Origin of the sequence: Brevibacillus sp., assembly GCF_003521185.1 — a bacterium.
GTDB classification, from domain to species: Bacteria; Bacillota; Bacilli; order Brevibacillales; family Brevibacillaceae; genus Brevibacillus; species Brevibacillus parabrevis.
Window position 1 is genome coordinate 161,518 of the sequence record NZ_DOTK01000037.1, and the last position, 18,796, is coordinate 180,313.

An 18,796-nucleotide genomic window follows, 5' to 3' on the forward strand; every position below is an offset into this window, starting at 1 on the left:
TTGATATTCGCTAAAGTCAGGGGGCTTTTCACTTTGAACACACTCGCGTATGGACTCCTCGGGCTGGTTGCCCGCACACCAAGCTCCGGCTATGATTTGATGCTCCAGCTGCAACCATTTTGGCAGGCCAAGCACAGCCAAATTTACCCGCTGCTGGCGAAGCTGGAACAGGAGGGCTATCTGGAGTTCACTCGCATCCACCAGACGGATCGTCCTGATAAAAAAGTGTATTCCATTACAGAAAAAGGACAGATTGCACTAAAAGTCTGGCTTAGCGAGCCGGCAGCAGAGCCTGTTTTGCGTGACGAGCTGGTGCTGAAAACGTACTGCCTCGGATTGGCGGACGAAAAAGCGGCCTCTACGATGTTTGTCGAGCGCATCCAGCAATGTCGCGAGCATTTGGACATGTACGAGCACTACTTAAAGGAGTACGAGAGTGATTCTGCCGAACATTCGTATCCGCCCGACCATCCGAACCATCCCGAATTTGGGGATTATTTGCTGCTTTCATGGGGATCACGGCGCATGAAAGAAGATATCGCCTGGTGCGAGTGGGTGTTGGAGCTGTTGCAGAAGCGTTCCTAAAAACAAAAAGCAAACGCGTCTTTGGAACATTGCGCTCCAAAACACGTTTGCTTTTTCTTTCGTTTTCGTCCATGACATGATAGAAAGGTACAGACGCTCGCTAAAAGGAGTGCGCCTCTACTTCTGCCAGCGTGGGCAGCGATGGCTGCGCCCCGCGTCTGGTCACGACGATCGCAGCCACTTTGCTGGCAAATCCGGCTGCTTCCACATCCGACATCCCTTTTGCCATGCCCACGGCAAAAGCTGCGGTAAACGAATCGCCTGCCGCTGTCGTATCCACTGGCTCGACCCGACAAGCAGGCACATGCACGGTTTTCTCCTCCGTGACCAAAAGCGCGCCTTTTTCGCCCAGGGTGACAATGATCCGTCTCGGACCGCTTGCCAAAAGCTTTCTCGCCGCTTCCCCGGCTTCTTCCGGCGTCGTGACGGGCAGACCGCTCAAAATGGCCAGCTCCGTTTCATTCGGCGTCAAGGTGTGCACATGCTGTAACAGTTCCTGCGAGAGTGCCTTTGCCGGAGCCGGATTCAAAATGACCAGCTTGCCGAGCGCAGCTGCCTTTTTCACGACGTATTCCACGACGTGGAGCGGGATTTCCAGCTGCAACAGCACGACGTCGCTCTGCTCGATAATCGACAGGTTCTCATCGATGTGCTCTATGCTCACTTGTGCATTGGCTCCGGGAACCAGCACAATGTTGTTTTCCCCGTCATCGCTGACATTGATGAAGGCCATGCCAGTCGTACCCGCGCGCTTGATTCCTTCGACATGAACCTGCGCCTCTGTCATGCCCGCAAGCATGATGGTGCCATTTTCATCCTCGCCCACCATTCCGATCATGGATACGTGCGCGCCCAGACGTGCGGCAGCAACTGCCTGATTCGCCCCTTTTCCGCCTGGAATCAGCATAAAGTCATGGCTTGCAATCGTTTCTCCTGCCTTGGGCAGATGGTGGACGTGGGAGACGAGATCCATATTGATGCTTCCTACTACTGCGATTTTCACAACGTGCTACCTCCCCAGCCGCTTTTTACAGCATGGTCTCTACAAATTCTTCGATCGTCAAAATTTGCTTTGGCAAGCCGAGCGTATGGCTCAATCTGCTAATGTGCGGCTGCTTCAGCATGCTTTCTTCCAAAATCGCGTGATTCCAGAAAATGTCCCGCTTGTTCGTATCCGCTACTACATTTTTGTGGGCCATGACGATGACACGCTCAAAATTTTGCACGACAAACTCCATGTCATGCGTGATCGTAATGACGGTTTTGCCTTCGCTTTTCAAGGCGGCGATCAGGGAAGAGATGCGTTGCATCCCCTGCATGTCTTGGCCTGCGGTCGGCTCATCGAGAATGATCACATCGCAATCCATCGCCACTACTGCCGCCATGGTCACGAACTTGCGCATGGAATACGGCAAATTGTACGGGTTTTCCTGCAAGTACGGCTCGATCCCAGCCAGTTTCGCCGCTTTCATGACATTTTCCTTCGTTTGCTCTACAGACAAGCCGAGGTTTTTTGGCCCGAACTCGACTTCGCTGTAAACATCGCTATGGAAGATCTGGTCATCCGGATTTTGGAACACGTAGCCTACCTTGCGCGAAATTTGCGCGGTCGTATGCTCTTTTGTATTCCAATCATCAATAATAACATCGCCTTTGGTCGGCTTCAACAAGCCATTCATCAGCTTTACCGCCGTCGTTTTGCCCGCGCCATTTTGGCCGACGATGGCGACCGTCTCGCCTTTGCCAATCTCCATGGAAACGTTTTCTACCGCTGTATGTCCGTTCGGATAAGCGAAAGTGATATTTTTCAAGGAAATGAAGCTCATATGCGAACTCCCCTTTCTGCCATCCACCAGTTCATTTCTTCGACGGCCTGCTCTTCGGTAATCGGGATTTTGCGCAGCGGCACTCCGCGTTTTTTCAGCTCCAGTCCCAGCATGGCGTACTGCGGAAGCATGACATCGTAGGAGAGCGCCTTTTCATCGGAGAGGACGTCTTGCGTTGTGCCCTCCATGACGATTTCGCCATCGTGCAGCAAAATGACGCGATCCGCAAATTCGGCAATCAGTTCGATTTTGTGCTCGACCAGAATGATCGTCTTGCCTTTTTCCTTCATGATCTGGATGATCTCGAAAACTTCTTCCGTACCTTGCGGATCTAGCTGCGAGGTCGGTTCGTCGATGACCAAAATGTCCGGCTCCATCACGATGATCGAGGCCAAAGCGACGCGCTGGCGCTGACCGCCGGACAGTTCAAACGGATTTTTGTCACGCAGATGCTCGATCTTGACCAGCTTCAAAATCGCTTCTACTCGCGTTCGAATCTCGTCAGGATGCACCCCGAGGTTTTCCAGTCCGTAGGCGACTTCCTCGAACACGGTTTCTTTGACGCCACTGATTTGAATGAACGGATTTTGGAAGACAAAGCCGACAGACAACGACAACTCGCCCAATGTGCTCTCGACGATGTTTTTCCCGTTGACGAGCACCTCGCCGCGCAAGTCCCCCCGATAAAAATGCGGAATGAACCCGCGCAGGACGTTGCAAAACGTGGTTTTCCCTCCGCCGTTGGGGCCAACCACAGCGTACAGCAGTCCTTTTTCGATCTCGATGTTGATGTTTTTCAGGACGTCGACCTTGCCCGTCGGGTATTTGTAGCTCATGTTGGATATTTTGATTACGCTGTTCATAACAAAATCCTCCCCGCAATCAGAATCAGCAAGGCAACGAGCATTCCGATCCGCACGACCGTGTCATGCTTGGTTTTATATATTTCGTACAGGTGTGTTTTCTTGACTGGCGCAGAAAAAGCGCGCGATTCCAATGTAATCGCTCTTTCCTCCGTGCTTGCCAGCGAAGAGAGGATCAGCGGACTGATTGTCGGGAGAAACGCTTTTGCCCGCACCATCATCGTCCCTTCCGTTTCCACACCTCTCGTTTTTTGCGCATCCATAATGACACTCGTCTGCTTTTTCATTTCCGGAATGATTTGCAGTGTCGCCAGTACGACATAAGCCCCTTTTGGAGGCAGACCCAGCTTTTCAAGCGAATACACGAAGTCTTTGACAGAAGTAATGCGGAAAAACAGGATGAACGCCGAACCGATCGCCAAAATCCGCGAAGTCATATTCAAGCCGTACAAAATGCCTTCCTGGGTGATTTTCAAAATGCCTGCTTGCCACAAAATTTGCGCGCCCGGATAGAAAAAGGCTTGCATCAGGAAGATAAACACGAGCAGAATCAACAGCCCGTTGCGAACGAGTGTGATAAATTCCTTGCCCTGCCCCGCCGCGATGGCGATGATCAGGCACACTGGCAGCATCGCATAAGCGTACCAGTAGGTTGGGACGATGAAGACAGAGAGCGCGATGAACAAAGTAAACAACAGCTTCGTTGTGGGATACAAGTTAAGGATGTAGTTGGTCTTGGCAGCTTGCGACATAATCCTTACCTCCTCTTCCATGGGGTAAAATGAATCGCTGCCTGGCCTCCTCGAACAGATGCCCAAAGAACCAGACAGCGATGAATCACGTTTAGTCTTTCATGTAAATTTGTCCGTAGTTAAGCTTGGACAAATAGCGGTCAGACATGTTGCGAACGATCAGGAAGCAAATGAATGCCGACAGCAGCTTGTCGCCGATTTCCTGAATGAACTGTGTGGAGAACACAGCCGTCCAGATTTGTTGGCCGGATGCCAGCAAGACAGCGGTAATCGCTCCGCCAGTCGAACCGGTAACGCCGCCAAACAAAATGACAGTGATCGGAGCCGCAATAATAGTAGAGACGAATGCCAGGATAATGCCCGCGATAATTACTTTCCAAACCTTCTTGAACATCCCTTTCATGGAAAGGAAGCCTGCTGCCAAGCCTACTGCCATGGAAACGAGGGAGAAGGGAAGATAAACCGGGTTGAAGATCGAGTTGATCAGGTTGGTAATCAAGCCTGCCACGAGCGCTACCCACGGACCTGCTACCATGGCGATAACCAGCGTGCCGATGCTGTCCAAGAAGATAGGCAGACGAAGCAGCTGAGCAATTTGGAAGCCGACCATGTTGATAGCGACGCAAACAGGAATCAGCAGGATTGCCATGAGAGTGAAGTCATTCTTGATGCCGGTTTTCATACCAGAATCCTCCTTTTGCTGAAAAATTTTTATACAAACTGCTTGATGGCAGCGTGTAGCATATCTGCAAAACGTGCTCTGTCAATCTCGAACAGCACTTTGGCGTTCGCCGGTTTGCCCGTCACGCGGTTGTAGTCCACGACGGTGCAGCCTGTGGTCAAACGGCCGGATGTTTCAATCTCGACGTAGCAATCCAGTCCGCGGAACAGCGTCGGGTCAAGCAAGTACGCGACTGCGCAAGGATCGTGCATGTGCAAGCCCTCCACATGTCCCGGCTCTGCCAGAAAATGCGGCGTGTTGGAAAGATTGAAAAAGTCGAGCAAGCCTGCCATGACTTGGCCTGTCTTGTTGCCGATGTGGCGAATGCGGTCGATATCTTCCTGGAACAGCTGCGCTTTCAGCGTCACATCAAGGCCGCTCATGATGATCGGAACTCCGGAGCGGAAGACGATATCGGCTGCCTCCGGGTCAACGTAAATGTTGAACTCGGCTGCTGGCGTGATGTTACCACCAAAGCAGGCCCCGCCCATCAGCGAGATGCACTCGATCTTTTCTTTCACTTCCGGGTAGGCGTTCAACAGGATCGCCACGTTGGTCAGCGGCCCGGTCGCCACAATGGTAACGCTTTCTTTTGCATTCAATAAAACATCACGCATCGCATCCAACGCGCTTCTGTTGCTGGCGGCAAACTTCGCCTCGCCCAAGTCCGCGCCGTCAATGCCTGTCTCTCCGTGAATATCTTCGGCAATAATCAGGTCGCGTACCAACGGCTTGGGAGCGCCTCCTGCCACTTCGATATCGGTTACCCCGATAAAGCTGAGCAGCTTCAACGTGTTGTTCAACGTTTTGTCCGGCGTCTGATTGCCGGCACTTGTCGTAATGAGCTTCACATCCAGCTTGTCCGATGCGAGCGCCAGCAAGATTGCCAGCGCGTCATCGTGTCCGGGATCGCAGTCCATGATAATCGGTCTTTTCATCGCTTCCCTCTCCCTTTTTTGGTGGCTTGGTGACGATTACAGTTTGGTTGTGCTCTGGCGGATCATCAGCTCCGGCTCCCAATACACGACCTTTTGCTTGATCCCCTTTTTCTTGATGCTTTGAATCAAGATTTTCGCCGCTTCCTTGCCCATCTGGTAGGCGGGCTGGCGAATCGTTGTGAGCTTGGGCATCAGGGTGGAAATCAGCCGGATGTCGTCAAACCCTACGACCGATACATCGCGCGGAATGCTTTTGCCAAGCTCCTGCGCGGCTTCGTAGACGCCGATTGCCATCAAGTCGTTGCAGGCGAAAATCGCAGTGACCTCTCCGTCAGCCAGCATTTTTTTCGCGACCTCATAGCCGCCGTCGATCCGATAGCCGCCAGAGACGATCCATGATTCCTGAACGGAAATCCCTGCTTCGGCCAACGCTCGCTTGTAGCCTTCGACACGATCCTGGGAGTTCTGCACGCTTGGCGGCCCGCTGATGCAGCCGATCCGCGTGTGGTTTTGCTCCAGCAAATGCTTCGTCGCCATGTAAGCGCCTTCTTCATTTTTCATGTAAACACCGCTGTAAGCGTCTCCTGATTCTCCCCGGTCAATCAGGACGACTGGAATGTCGGCCGCGATCAGCTCGTCATACAAATCCTTGGAATACTTCGCCGTGCTGGAGAAGATGATGCCGTCCACTTTTTTCTCTGTCATCAACTGGACGTATTTCTTTTCTTTTTTCGCATTGTCATCAGAATTGCCTAGGAATACGCTGTAGCCTGCCTTGTTTGCGGCATCCTCAATCCCGCGCACCAAATCCGGAAAAAACGGGTTGGTGATATCGGGAAGAATCAGCCCGATCGTGCTTGTCTTGCGTGTGATCAACCCGCGAGCCAATGCATTTGGCTGATAATTCAGCTCCTTGATGATCGACTGGATGTACTCCCGCGTCTGCGGCGAGATGCCTTCCGATTTGTTGTTGATCACCCGTGAAACCGTTGCGGTTGATACGTTTGCTCTCTTGGCAATGTCCTTAATCGTAATCGCCATGCCCTCACCCTTTTTAGGTAAACGTTTACGTAATCGTTTACTTAACAAAATAGTCCTTTTCACACAGGTTGTCAACGTATTGTTTTTGCAGTTTTCCGAAAAAAAATACTCCTTGCTTCACCCTACTCCCCGATTTATGATGGGACTACTATGGAGCTTTTCTTGGACAAACCTCCTTGCTAAGTGCCTCACCCTCACCCTTTTTCTGGTGCAGGACTTTCTTGACAGGAGAGGGGAAAACTCCATGAATACCGCACACTCCAGCTTCAAGCCCGTCTTGGCTGGCATCGTCTCGTCACTCATTTTCGGCTTTTCGTTTCTGTTTTCCAAAGTGGCTTTGGATGAACTGCAAAACAATACGATCCAGATGATCGCCTATCGCTTCGGCATCGCTGCGGTTGTGCTCGGCCTGTTGAAGCTTGCTGGCGTCATCAAAATATCGTATCGGAACAAGAGCATTGCCCCGTTGCTTTGGCTCTCGTTTTTTTATCCGTTTCTGTACTTTATTTTTGAAGCGCAAGGCATCCGCTACACCTCTTCCTCCGAAGCGGGTACGATGATCGCGCTGATTCCGATTGCCGTCACCATCATGGCGACGATCTTCCTCAAGGAAAAAACGACGCTTTTGCAATGGCTGTTTATTGTATTGTCCGTCGGCGGCGTGCTGTTTATCAATTTGATGAAATTCGAGGCGCAATCCAGCCTGACAGGCATCTTGTACCTGTTGGCGGCCATTGTCACTTCCGGCGTCTACAACATTTTGTCGCGCAAGTCCTCAGCGCAATTCAGTCCGCTGGAAATCACCTACGTCATGATGTGGACAGGCGCGCTTATTTTTAATACGATCGCGCTCGGGCAGCATGCCGTGAATGGCACGGTCGACCAGTATGTCGCACCTCTCGCCAATCCGGCTCTCTTGCAGGCGATTTTGTACCTCGGCGTTCTCTCGTCTGTGGTCGCCTTCTTTTTGATGAATTACATGCTGGCCAAGCTGGAAGCCTCCAAGGCAGCCTCCTACTGGAATCTCAGTACGGGTGTCTCCATCATCGGCGGCGTGCTGATCTTGCACGAATCGTTTTACTGGTACCAGGCGGCAGGGATTGGCTTCATTCTCATCGGCGTGTGGGGTGCGAACCGTTTTGGACAAAAGCAAAAACAGCAGCCAAGCCAGGCCAAAGCTCATTAACGGCAAATGACATCCAAAAAAGCCAGCCCTCCGAGTGCGGGGCTGGCTTGATTTATCGTTGGGCTGTAAACTACTGGTAGTTCTTTTTTGCGAGATCACTTCAGTCAGGAGGTCACCAAATGCAACCCGTCATCCACCATCCGTGGACTCTCACGGAGCAGGAAGCCATTTCTCTGCAACAGCAACTGGCCCTGCAAGTCAAAACGGAAGATCAAGTAAAAGAAGTGCAGCATATCGCCGGAGTCGATGTCGCCTACCATGTAGCGGAAGATGTGCTCGTCGCCGGAATCGTCGTTCTGGATGCGGCAAGTTTGCAAGTCGTGGAATCTGTCGTCGTTTCGGATTCGGTAGCTTTTCCGTATATTCCGGGTCTGTTCTCGTTCCGGGAGCTTCCCCCGCTGATGAAAGCATTCGAAAAGCTGCAAACCGTGCCGCAACTGATCGTTTGCGATGGGCAAGGCATCGCTCACCCGCGCAGATTCGGACTTGCCAGCCACGTCGGACTTTTGTACGACATTCCTGCTATCGGCTGCGGCAAAACGCGTCTGCTTGGCGAGTACGCACAGCCCGATTCACACAGAGGAGCCTGCTCTCCCTTGCTGGACGAGGGCGAGATCGTCGGCGCTGTTTTGCGCACGCAAGCGGACACAAAGCCTGTATTCGTCTCCGTCGGGCATGGCATTTCCTTGCCGACTGCCTGCGAGTGGATCACGCGGCTTGCTCCCAAGTACCGTCTGCCGGAGACGACGAGACAAGTCGATCAGTTGGTGAACAAAGCATTGGCTGGCTTGGGCAACTAAGCGCTTTGCTCTGTTTTTTTGCTTTGCCGCGCTGCGCGGACAGCTTTTGCCTGGACCGGACAAGGACAAGTCAAACCCTCGCAGCGACGTGCTTTAATGCAAGATCGGCCAGACGTTTTCGTCATGCTCGTCAAGCACCGCTTCCAGTTGCTCGCCATCGAAAACAGCGAGATAACCGGGCGGCAGCGCCAGCACCTGCAAGACAGACGGGCGGTGTTTCAACAGTTGGAAAATGTAGTACGATTGCAAATCATCGCTGTCCACTTCCCCTTCCACTGGCCCGAGATACCAGCCTGAATCGCCGTCGCCTGCATGGTCGCCACGCTGCAAATAAATCCGTTTTTGCTCCAAGGCGCCTTTGGCGACGACGATCTTGTCCTGGAACAAAGCGGCTTCACCCGCGATCTGCAACGTTTGCAGGCAATGGTTTTGCGCCAGCTGCACATAGAGCGACACGGACAAGTCCGGATTGGTGTCCGTGAACGGATTGGTATCGTAGTCTGGTGCCACGACTTCCATCTGCCCATCGCGTTCGTTCACGATGAAAATAGTCCACCCTACTTGAATCTTCGCGCCATTTTGAATCGGCCCGCTCTCGTTTTCCACATCCGCCAGCAATTCGAGCAAAAAGTCGGCCTGCTTCGCGAAAAACTCCCGGCAAGTCACCACGAAGGTTCTGTTGCCGATTTGCCGGGAGCGTTGACAGAAAGCAGACGACTGATTGTCGGGAAACGGTTTGTTGCTCATCGTTACCATCCTTTCTCCATCGGTATATCGATATGTATGTTTGTACGAAAATAGTTCACTCACAGGCAAAACATGCACGTTCATTGTCAATAGGGTAACACGATTCCAACAGCAGCGCAGCATTTTCCCGTTGAAATGGCGACGCGCGAAAAGACGCGTTTGGACGGGTAAACCGTAGCTGAGTCGCTGGGTTGTTGCTTCGTTCATGCAAAAGAAGCAGGAAGAGGGATGCCCCCTCTCGCTCTGCCCGAGGCAGGTTCATGGAGCGATCCCTCCCTTGTTCTTTATTTTTGTGTGAACGGCGCTTCCAGCAATTGCGCCAGCCTGCTTACATTCGGCTCCATCATGCAACTGAAATGGTTGCCCTCAATCGTAATGACGTCCAGCTCGCCAAGGCATACATCCTGCCAGAAGGACAGCGTCGTGTCATCTGTGCGCGGCAGGAACAAGAACGGTTCGCTTGCCAAAAGGAAGCGGATGTCGCCCATGTACGGCAACGGCGTGTAGCGGGCGGCTTTGAAGCTTTGGCGGAACACCTGGCACAAGCCCTCCGCCATCTCGATCGGCATTTGTTCTCCGGTTGTTCTGGCCTTCGCTTCGACATAAGCCTGGAAGCGCTCCGCTTTGCTGACCGCAGCCATTTTGCCAAATAGCTCTCCTACCTGATCCAGCCCGGCATCTCCGCCAATCGTCACGGCAGAGCCTTGCGGAATGCACTCTCCGTGCCGCTCCACGAGCTGCATGACGCCACGAGCCAAATCTTGCTCATCCACCTTGCCAAAGCCTGCCTGCTCCAGCGAAACATTCAGGTTCGGGATAAAAAGTGTTTCGACGAGCAAATCGTCATCCACTTCGGTGAAGATCGGCGGAATGTCGATCAACACAAGATCCGCGACCTGCACGCCCCGCTCCATCAACCGCCTTGCCACTTCGACGGCGATCAGGCCGCCCAGGGAATACCCGATCAGTTGCAGTTCGCTGTGCCCTGTTGCCATCAGGCATTCGGCGTAATCGTCTGCAACTGTCTCGATCAGTTCTGCCGAGTCAAGCGAGCAGTAGCGTTCCATGTCAGCAATCGCCACACCTACAATGCTGCCGATCCCTTGCGCTTTGAGGTGCTCAAGCAGCGGACGGAAAATGTCCATCGTCCCGAGCACAGCGTGGAACACGACGCGCAGCGGCCCTTCCTGCGCCGTTCCATACGGAATCAGCACAGCGTTGCTTGTACTGTTTTGCTGGTGGATCGTCCATGCTTCCTCGGTATGCGGCTGCTCCTCTTGTTCACGGGAGCGAATAAACTCAGCCAAGTCGGCTACCGTTGGATAGTTCAGCATTTGCCGCAGCAGAGCGTCGAACGGGATGGCTGGTTGCACCGGGTCTTCCGCCAGCTTGTCGCGCAGTCTTCCCGCCACCTGCGCCATGATGAGCGAATCCGCGCCATGCTCGTAAAAGCTTTGCGACCGACCGATGGAAGCCAGCCCGAGCGATTCCGCCCACAGCTTAGCCAGTATGCTTTCCAGCTCATCCAGCTTCTCCTCGCTCGCAGCGACCATCTCTTGTGTTCCGTTTGCAGCGGGACGCCATTTTGCCAACGTGCGCCGATCGACCTTGCCATTTCCGGTCAGCGGCAGTGCATCGACTACTTGCACATGCTGCGGCAGCATGTACGCAGGCACATGACCTTTCAAAAATGCTTCCAGCTCTTGCGGACGAACCGCCAGTCGCTCCTGCTTCATCCGTTTGGCGAACAAATGGAACCCGAGGGCAGTCAGCTTGTCGTCTTCTTGCGGCAGCAGCAAAATCGGCTCGCCTTCCTCTTCTTGCAGCTGGGCAAGCCAGTCATGGCGATCCAGGTAGGACGACTCCAGGCGCAATTCGTCTCCTGGCTCCATCATCATGAATGCTTGCGAAGCCAAAATCCACAAATGCTCAATCGTCGGCTCCGTGAAAACAAGCCAGCCGTCCGGGCGAATCAGCTCCCGCAGCCTGCTCATGCTGGCTGGTATGTCACGGGCATTTTCCAGCACCCCTGCCGCAAGCACGACGTCGAAGCTGTTCGGAGACAACCCTTGTGCCCGGTAGTCTTGGTCAACATCGAACACGCCGAAGCTCACGTGCGGATACTTGGCGAAGCGCTGCTTGGCTCCGGGAATGAAAAACGGCGCGACATCGGTAAAGACGTACTCGATCGGATAGCCTTCCAGCGCTTGCAAAACGTTTCCCGTCGTCGCTCCTGTTCCGGCCCCGACCTCCAAAATGCGCAGCGGCTTGCCTTCGTGTCTTTCGGCGATTTGCTGCAAAAGCAGGCACATGCAACGGTTGAGATAACTCGCCATGATATGCTCAATATACAGCGTATGGACGTGATCCCATTTCCCCTCGGGGAACAGCAACGCGACCGGGTCCTCTTCGCCAGTCAAAAGCTCTGCCAGCTTTTCTGCGTTTTTGCGAACGTAAGCGGTAAAGCCGTCCGTTCCCAACATTTTCGTCCAAATGCCCTCCGCGGACGCCCAGCACTCGCCGACGAGCTGCTCACTGACAGTCTGTTCGCTGCGATACTGCTCAGCAGAAAGCGCGGTCAGCAGCCCTGCCTGCTCCAGCCTTGCAACCCAGCGGCGTACCAGCCAGTGATATTTCGGCAAAATTTTCTCTGGATGCAAAACCGCTGCCAGCGACTCGACCTGATTCGCTGCGAAAAACCCGAGCTTTTGCAACGCATGAAGCATGGAATGGAGCACAGCCTGATCCAGGCTGGTCATCGCCGCTTCGATTTCCTGCACGCTGATGTGCGCCGCGATCTCCCCTGCCGTATCCCCGATGCCGCTGACTATTTGGGCAAATTCGGCCGCTTCCGCGCTGCGGTCGCGTTCCGGTTTGCGAGCTGGCTCCACGATTGCAAGCAGCGTCGGCTCGTCGCTCGCTTCATCCAGGACCACTCCGGCGGCGGCGACAGCAGGGTGCTTGAGCAGAGCAGATTCGATTTCTCCCAGCTCGATGCGATGCCCGCGAATTTTCACTTGGTTATCTTCACGGCCAAGGAACTCAATCTCGCCGCCCGGCCGATAACGTCCCAAATCTCCGGTGCGATAAAGTCGCTGCCCATCTTCGGGGTGCAGGAAGAAGCGTTCCTGGGAAAGTCGCTCGTCACCCGCGTAGCCTTGGGCAAGGCCATCTCCGGTAATGTACAGCTCGCCTGTGACCCACACCGGGCAATCGCGCATGTGCGCATCGAGCACCCGGAAGCCCTGGTTAGCGAGCGGCTGTCCGTACGGAATGCTGCGCCAGTCGAGCAACAGTCCTTTGTACACATGATAAATCGACCAAATCGCCGCTTCCGTGGCTCCCCCCAAGCTGACTGTCTGCGCGAACGGCAGGCGCTTCGTCATCTGATCCGGCAGCGACAGGGGAATCCAATCGCCTGAGAGCATAGCCAGCCGCAGCTTGGACAAGCATACTTCCGGCGTGCCTTCCAAATAGGTGACGAGCATTTGCATCATGGCGGGAACAGAATCCCACACGGTGACTTCGTGCGCAAGAATCAGCTCTACCCAATGCGACGGGTCTGTTTGCCTGTCCGGTTGCGGCAGGACAAGCGCGCCCCCTACCGACAACGGGCCAAATATGTCGTAGACGGACAAGTCAAAATTGAGCTGAGCCAGTCCGAGCACCTTGTCATTCTCGTTGACCGCAAAGCGGCGATTGATGTCGACAATCGTGTTCGCCGCAGCGCGGTGGCTGACGACGACGCCTTTTGGCTGCCCGGTAGAGCCTGACGTGTAAATGATGTAAGCAGGCAAGTCAGGATTCGTGTCAGGCAAAATGAGCGGCGTCTGCTGCTCCGCCACCTGGTCGACGTCCACGCGTTGAAGCGCCTGCGGCCACTCTGCATCTGATTCGGAGGCAGTCAGCACAAAACGAATGTCGGCTTGTTCGGTCATCGCCTGCCTTCGCAACAGCGGTTGCTTGGCATCAATCGGCACGTACACGCCCCCGGCAAACAGCGTGCCCAGCACGGCGGCTACCTGATCGACGCCTTTTTCCAGCGCAATCGCCACGCGGTCCTGCTCGCGGCAACCAAGCTCTTTCAGCTTTCCGGCGATCGCCGCAGCACGTCTGACCAGCTCTGCATAAGTCAGTTGACCATTTGCGTCAATCACCGCCGGGCGGTCCGGCGTCGCCATCGCTTGCGCCACGATCGGCTGGTGCAGCGCGTAGTCAGGCAGCGGAGCCTGTGTGGCGTTGATCTTTTGCCGCTCTGCTTGCTGCCATTGCGGCAGGGCAAGCTCGCCGCCTTCCTCCCAGCGCTGTTCCGATTCAACCAACGCTTGCAGCAAATCGGCGAATGCCGCAAACATGTCGTCTACCATCTTTTCCGGAAACACGCCTTCCCGCACGTCCCAGTTGACTTGCAACCCTTCGGCGCTGTCCATCGCCTGGCAGTCGATGAACACTTGTGGCGTCTGGCTGATGCCGTATTCGCCGATTTTGCCGGACAGCCGCTCTCCCTCCGCGATTCCGACAAGTCCGATCGCGCTGGTGAAGACAATCGGCATCAACGCTGCTTCGCGCCCGCGTCTGCGCGCCACCTCGCGCATGACCTCGACGCCGGAATAGAGACGATGATCCAAATCCTCGAACAATTGCTTCTGAATCGCTTTTGCCCGTCCCTGGAAGGAACGCTCCGCTCCCCAGTCTACGGCCAGCAAACTGACCGAAGTGAAATCCCCGACGATATCTTGCACGCGATCATGCAGCGGCTGGCGGTTCAACAGCGTCAAGTTCAGGCTGAACGCCCGATTTCGGCTCCAGCGCTCGATGACGGCGGCATAGGCAGTCATCACAGCGGCAGTCGGAGTCAGTCCCCGCTTTTGCGCCCGCTGCTTGAATACGTCCCATTTGGCCGCATCCAGGCGAATGAACTCCCGGCGAAAACGCGCCTTTCCCGCCTCAACTTCTCCCTTGGCAAGCGGCAAATCCGGGGTCTGCGGCAAATCATCGATGCGCGACAGCCAGTACGCTTTGTCCCGCGAATAAGCTACTGTCTCCCGCAACGTGCGTTCCGTGAGCACGTAATCGCGGAACGTGATCGGCAGCTCGGGCAGCCTTTTTCCCGGCTCCTTGTAAAGCGTCTCAAATTCAGACAGCAACAGCCAAATACTCGCCCAGTCAGCAATGAGAAACTCCATGGAAACATGCAGCACGGCGCGATCTGCCGTTTTGGTCACGGCGATGCCGTAGAGCGGCCACTTGTCCGTGTCATAGACGCGATGCCCCATGTTTTCGCGGATCGCTTCCAGTGCACTCCCGGCTTTGGCTTTGTCCAACATGCTTGTGTCTGTATAAGGCACCTTGAAGCGCGGCACTTCTGCCATCACCCGCTGTTGTCCGTCGGAGTCAATCGTCGCACGCAGCATGTCGTGACGCGCAATCAGTTGATTCCATACTTCCTCGACCCGTACCGGATCAAGCTGTTCGTAATCAAGCTCCAAATAAATGTGGCACGCCACGCCGCCGTAGCCGAACAGCTCATACCGTCCCAGCAAGTAAGCTGATTGCACATCTGTCAGGGGAAAAGGCGTAAAGCGGGCGGCCGGATCAGGCACAACCTCGACTGGCTGCGCCTCTTTTTGCAAAAGAGCCACGATTTCTGCTTTTTGTTCGCGAAGCATCTGCAAATCTTCGGGGGCCAGGCTGCCTTTTGGCGCCTTGTAACGCAGGTTCCCCGCTTCTTCCCAGATAGACACACCTTCCTCGCGAAGCCGCGTCAAAAGCTCGATACTACTGATCTGGATGTTTTGGGACATTTGCACACACTCCTATTTGGTCAGCTTGGCCATATCGTTGCAGTTGTCGGTGAAAACCAGTTCCCGCTCCGTTTTTTCTGCCTCTTGGCCTTTTTGGATGACAAACAGCTTCTGGCCGAGCAAAGCCAGCGGATGATCTTCGCCGGGCAGCACCGCAAGCTCGCCCACACCAGCGCCATGAAACACATCGCGCCACTGCTGAACAGTCATGAAGGTCGATTGCGTCTGTTTCCGATCATCGACAGGAGGCGTCATCATGAACGCCTGGGAGATCAGCATTTCCGTAAATTCTCTGGTCGGCTCGGTAATGAGCATCCACCCGCCAGGCACCAGACTCTCCATCAGACTGCGAATGATTTGATCCGTGTCGCGGGCATTGTTCAGCATGCCAGCCGCCACGACGATATCTACACTCCCTGGCTCCACACCTTGTTCAAACAAATTTTTGTCAATATCGACCACCGCAAAGCTCATCCACGGGCAATCCTTGAACCGCTGGCGGGCAGCCGCAAGGAAAAAGTGGGACACGTCCGTGTACATGTAGTCGACACGCAAACCTTTGGCAACTAGCGGTCGCAAGCGCGCGACGACGCCGTCCGTCGTGGCTCCTGTCCCTGCGCCTACTTCCAAGATGCGCAGCGAACGTTTGCCGGAAGCGATGCGGCTCGCCGCCTCTGCAACCGATTTGTTCAAATACTTGGCGACGAGCGTATCGCGGTAGAGCGCGTTGGCGACATCCATCCGGCCTTCCGGGAAAAGCAGCAAAGCTGCTTGCTGAGTGTCATTCATCAGCGCGGGAAGCTGATCGGCGTTGCTTTTCAGGTAGTCGATGACAAGTGGCGAACCAAGCTTGCCACTCCACGCTTCCTTCGCCATCATCCAGCGGCGTTCCACCTCTTCCCGGCTCATCCGCTGTCCGCACTGAAAAGCATCTTCACGGGCATCTATGTAGTTTTTGTCTTGCAAAACGTGCAGCCAGCGCCAGATGACAGGTTCGTGACGCGGTGCCACTTGAGCGAGCGAAAAAATGTCGGAGCTGCTGTATCGCCTATCGGGCTCAGCTAACGCCCCTTGCGATTGCAATGCCAACAGCATGGACGCCAGGGCAGCTTGCTCCAGACGCTCTACGCCTTCTTTCACCACTCCCGCATCCACGCCTGCCAGTTCGCTTTCCGCCACCGTCGAGCACGTAAACACATCGCGGTTTGCCTCTCCCCCCTGAACTGTCGACTCTTCCGGTTCAGGCAGGTCATCGGGAATCTGCAAAGCCGCCTGCCGCAGCACGTCCAGCGAAATCGGCTGATGCTTCCCGTTTGCGCGCAGCACCGGATAGCCCAATGCCTGCGTCCAGTCCTGCCAGCCGCGAGAGCAAAGCAGCTCCTGCTGCGCCCGCATGTCGATCGCCGCCCGATCCACGTTGCCCAAAATCATCTCCCGCATCGCCAGCAGATCACGCCCGATCGCTTGCGGCCATTGCTTGGTCAAAATATCGCGATAGCTTGCCGTCTCGCACGTCCCGAGCACTTCTGTGCTGCTTTCGAGCATATGGGCAGGCGGAGAGGCCACCAACGTTCCGTGAATATCCGGCAAATCAGGCACATGCAGGCGCGGCTGCCAGACGACCGGACCGTGTGTATCCGTGAGCGACAAGCTCCCTCCTGCTGTACCGATCGTAATTTTGTGCAACAAATGCAAATGATTGTCGGGATCATCAGGGTCGACTTCATTGTGGGCCAAAAGCGTCACCGGAATTTTGCCGAGCTGTCCGATCAGCACCTGAAAAGGCCCTTCGTCTTTGATCACATGGTTGATCTTCCACGGGCGGATCGTCGGCAGCGCCTCTTGCAAAATGTGCATCAGCGGATACGAAACTTGCGTGGCGCAAGCAGCCTCGATGTACAAGGCAGGCTGTTTGGCGAGCAGTTCTTTGGCGCAAGCGATAAATCGCCGGACCGCAGGAAGATGCACATACAAATCACCCGTCATGAAATAAACGCCGGATTGCCGCGCTTGCTTCAGGCACGCCGCCAAATCTTTTTGATGAATCGGCTGCTCGGACAGGACGTGAATGCCGCGCTCCAAAAGTTCCAGCGCCAGATTCGTGCCCTGTCCGCCCATCACGGTCGAGCGGAGAACGACGCACGCGAGATCGAGATTGGCCGGAAGCTGTCCCACTTCTGTAAACAAGGGAACACCCAGACGCTCGGCGCACTGTCGCGAACGCTCGCTGCCTTTTGCCAGCAAGCCGACCAGTTCATACTGCTCAGGCAGCGCCCGCACTGCTTCCAAGTAAAACTGTCCAAAACGAGTGCCGCATACGACAACACGCAGCTTGCGATTTGCTTTTTGAGTCATCGGGCACCTCCCGCTGTTCTTTCGCTTCGTTCAAGCGCAAGCTCCACGCCTTGGCGGCAAAGCGCCTGAATCAAAGCTGCCTGTGATACGCCTTCGGATACGTAGTAGCAGCCCGCTTTTTTGTCCGCTTCTTCCGTCACGAGCTGGGCAACCGTCGCCGCCACGATGCCCGACAAACGGTTCCAGTCACCGCGGTACAACAGCGTCGCTGTCAGCCGAACGGGAGCGCCGTCGCGAAGTCCGTCTGCATGCAGATGGAACATCGTGTAATCGTCTACGTTCGGCTTTTTGGCTGCGAACTGCTGCAACAAAAGCTTGGCAGAGTGCTGCTTTTGCTCCTCGGTTTTGTACTGCTGAAGAGCCTTGATCATGACAAACTGATTCAAGATGCCGCTATGTTGATAGCTGTTGTAAAAGTAAGCCGCCTTGATCTCATGGGCATGGGCCATCCGGCAAAATTCTTCGGTCAGGACGGGATACGTGTCCCGTTTGCCCGCTGGCTGGGGAAGCATGCAGCTTTTATGAAAAGGCCCGTCGATTTTGCGCACCTCTCCGTCACGGCAATAGCTCATCCCGTAGCCCGTGTCTTCCTCGATGCTGCACACGATGTCATAGGCAGCGTTCAGGGAAAAATCGCCTTGACCCGCAAAAAACAGTTCCAGCTGCTCGGTGCTGTCCAGCTCTTCCTCTGCTATGTATGAAGGGAATATCTCTGACAAGCCAGGGTACACTCCCGCTGAGATGACGAAGCGCAGTCCTTTTGCCTCGATCTCCGCTTTTCTCGTCAACAGCAGCCGATACAAATGCTCGTCGCCGGATACATCGACGTAGTGAACCCCTTTTTCCAGGCACGCCACAGCCACTTTATCGAGCACTTGCTTGGCAGGGCCAGCGCAGTTGATCACGATATCGCAGCGGCTGCAAAAATCAGCCAGTCTGGAAGCGTCGAACACGTCCACTTCCCAAAAATCGCCTCTGTCCTCGCATCCCGCCAGCAGTCCCCGAAGCTTCTCGGGATTCCGTCCTCCTAGCAAGACCCGATGCCCGGCAGCTGTGAGAATTGTCGCCAAAGCTGCGCCGCCAACCACTCCGGTCGCGCCGAGAATGCCGATTGTTTTTTTCTCCACGTGTTCTCTCCCTCTCTCGCCTGCTCGCTGCATCGATTCCGGCAAAAAAAG

14 protein-coding genes are annotated in these 18,796 nt (G+C 54.9%); 3 read left to right on the forward strand and 11 right to left on the reverse strand.

All coding sequences use genetic code 11. The annotated features are described in order from the left end of the window. The first annotated feature begins 33 nt into the window (after positions 1-33). Positions 34-585 (forward strand): PadR family transcriptional regulator, encoded by a 552-nt coding sequence (locus DEP07_RS10995; RefSeq protein ID WP_122963820.1) that lies wholly within the window; start codon positions 34-36, stop codon positions 583-585. A gap of 100 nt (positions 586-685) precedes the next feature. Here the strand turns inward: DEP07_RS10995 and rbsK are convergent, their stop codons facing one another. The 7 genes from rbsK to DEP07_RS11030 all read right to left on the reverse strand — a co-directional run bounded on the left by rbsK (position 686) and on the right by DEP07_RS11030 (position 6,726). Next, positions 686-1,588, reverse strand: coding sequence for a ribokinase (rbsK, locus tag DEP07_RS11000; RefSeq protein ID WP_280648698.1), 903 nt, complete (start codon positions 1,586-1,588; stop codon positions 686-688). A 25-nt stretch (positions 1,589-1,613) separates the two neighbouring features. Next, entirely contained in the window at positions 1,614-2,411 is a 798-nt protein-coding gene (locus DEP07_RS11005) for an energy-coupling factor ABC transporter ATP-binding protein (RefSeq protein WP_242774801.1), read from the reverse strand. Then, entirely contained in the window at positions 2,408-3,274 is an 867-nt protein-coding gene (locus DEP07_RS11010; protein WP_122963817.1) for an energy-coupling factor ABC transporter ATP-binding protein, read from the reverse strand. Before DEP07_RS11010 ends, DEP07_RS11005 begins: the two co-directional genes overlap by 4 nt. Then, positions 3,271-4,026 carry an energy-coupling factor transporter transmembrane component T gene (locus DEP07_RS11015; protein ID WP_122963816.1) on the reverse strand — a complete coding sequence of 252 codons (756 nt, stop codon included), beginning with the start codon at positions 4,024-4,026 and terminating at the stop codon, positions 3,271-3,273. Before DEP07_RS11015 ends, DEP07_RS11010 begins: the two co-directional genes overlap by 4 nt. 91 nt (positions 4,027-4,117) lie before the next feature. Then, a complete protein-coding gene (locus DEP07_RS11020) occupies positions 4,118-4,708 on the reverse strand; it encodes an ECF transporter S component (RefSeq protein ID WP_122963815.1) in 591 nt (196 codons plus the stop codon). A 29-nt stretch (positions 4,709-4,737) separates the two neighbouring features. After that, entirely contained in the window at positions 4,738-5,685 is a 948-nt protein-coding gene (locus tag DEP07_RS11025) for a nucleoside hydrolase (RefSeq protein ID WP_173599907.1), read from the reverse strand. Between the two features lie 36 nt (positions 5,686-5,721). After that, positions 5,722-6,726 (reverse strand): LacI family DNA-binding transcriptional regulator, encoded by a 1,005-nt coding sequence (locus DEP07_RS11030; protein ID WP_173596789.1) that lies wholly within the window; start codon positions 6,724-6,726, stop codon positions 5,722-5,724. Positions 6,727-6,970: 244 nt separating this feature from the next. Between DEP07_RS11030 and DEP07_RS11035 the strand changes: the two genes are divergently transcribed. Beyond that, the gene (locus DEP07_RS11035) at positions 6,971-7,912 is read left to right on the forward strand and encodes a DMT family transporter (protein WP_287102459.1); all 942 of its coding nucleotides are present in this window, start codon (positions 6,971-6,973) and stop codon (positions 7,910-7,912) included. 119 nt (positions 7,913-8,031) lie between these two features. Beyond that, entirely contained in the window at positions 8,032-8,712 is a 681-nt protein-coding gene (nfi, locus tag DEP07_RS11040) for a deoxyribonuclease V (protein ID WP_242774793.1), read from the forward strand. A gap of 93 nt (positions 8,713-8,805) precedes the next feature. Here the strand turns inward: nfi and DEP07_RS11045 are convergent, their stop codons facing one another. The 4 genes from DEP07_RS11045 to DEP07_RS11060 all read right to left on the reverse strand — a co-directional run bounded on the left by DEP07_RS11045 (position 8,806) and on the right by DEP07_RS11060 (position 18,745). Then, positions 8,806-9,459 (reverse strand): immunity protein Imm33 domain-containing protein, encoded by a 654-nt coding sequence (locus DEP07_RS11045; RefSeq protein WP_287102460.1) that lies wholly within the window; start codon positions 9,457-9,459, stop codon positions 8,806-8,808. A 284-nt stretch (positions 9,460-9,743) separates the two neighbouring features. Continuing rightward, positions 9,744-15,263: a non-ribosomal peptide synthetase gene (locus DEP07_RS11050; protein WP_287102461.1), complete on the reverse strand. Its 5,520-nt coding sequence runs from the start codon at positions 15,261-15,263 to the stop codon at positions 9,744-9,746. 12 nt (positions 15,264-15,275) lie between these two features. Further along, a complete protein-coding gene (locus DEP07_RS11055; RefSeq protein ID WP_173599904.1) occupies positions 15,276-17,618 on the reverse strand; it encodes a bifunctional Gfo/Idh/MocA family oxidoreductase/class I SAM-dependent methyltransferase in 2,343 nt (780 codons plus the stop codon). Then, positions 17,615-18,745, reverse strand: a complete 1,131-nt coding sequence (locus tag DEP07_RS11060) for a saccharopine dehydrogenase family protein (RefSeq protein WP_173599903.1) — start codon at positions 18,743-18,745, stop codon at positions 17,615-17,617. The genes DEP07_RS11055 and DEP07_RS11060 overlap by 4 nt, the downstream gene beginning before the upstream one ends. Positions 18,746-18,796: the final 51 nt, after the last annotated feature.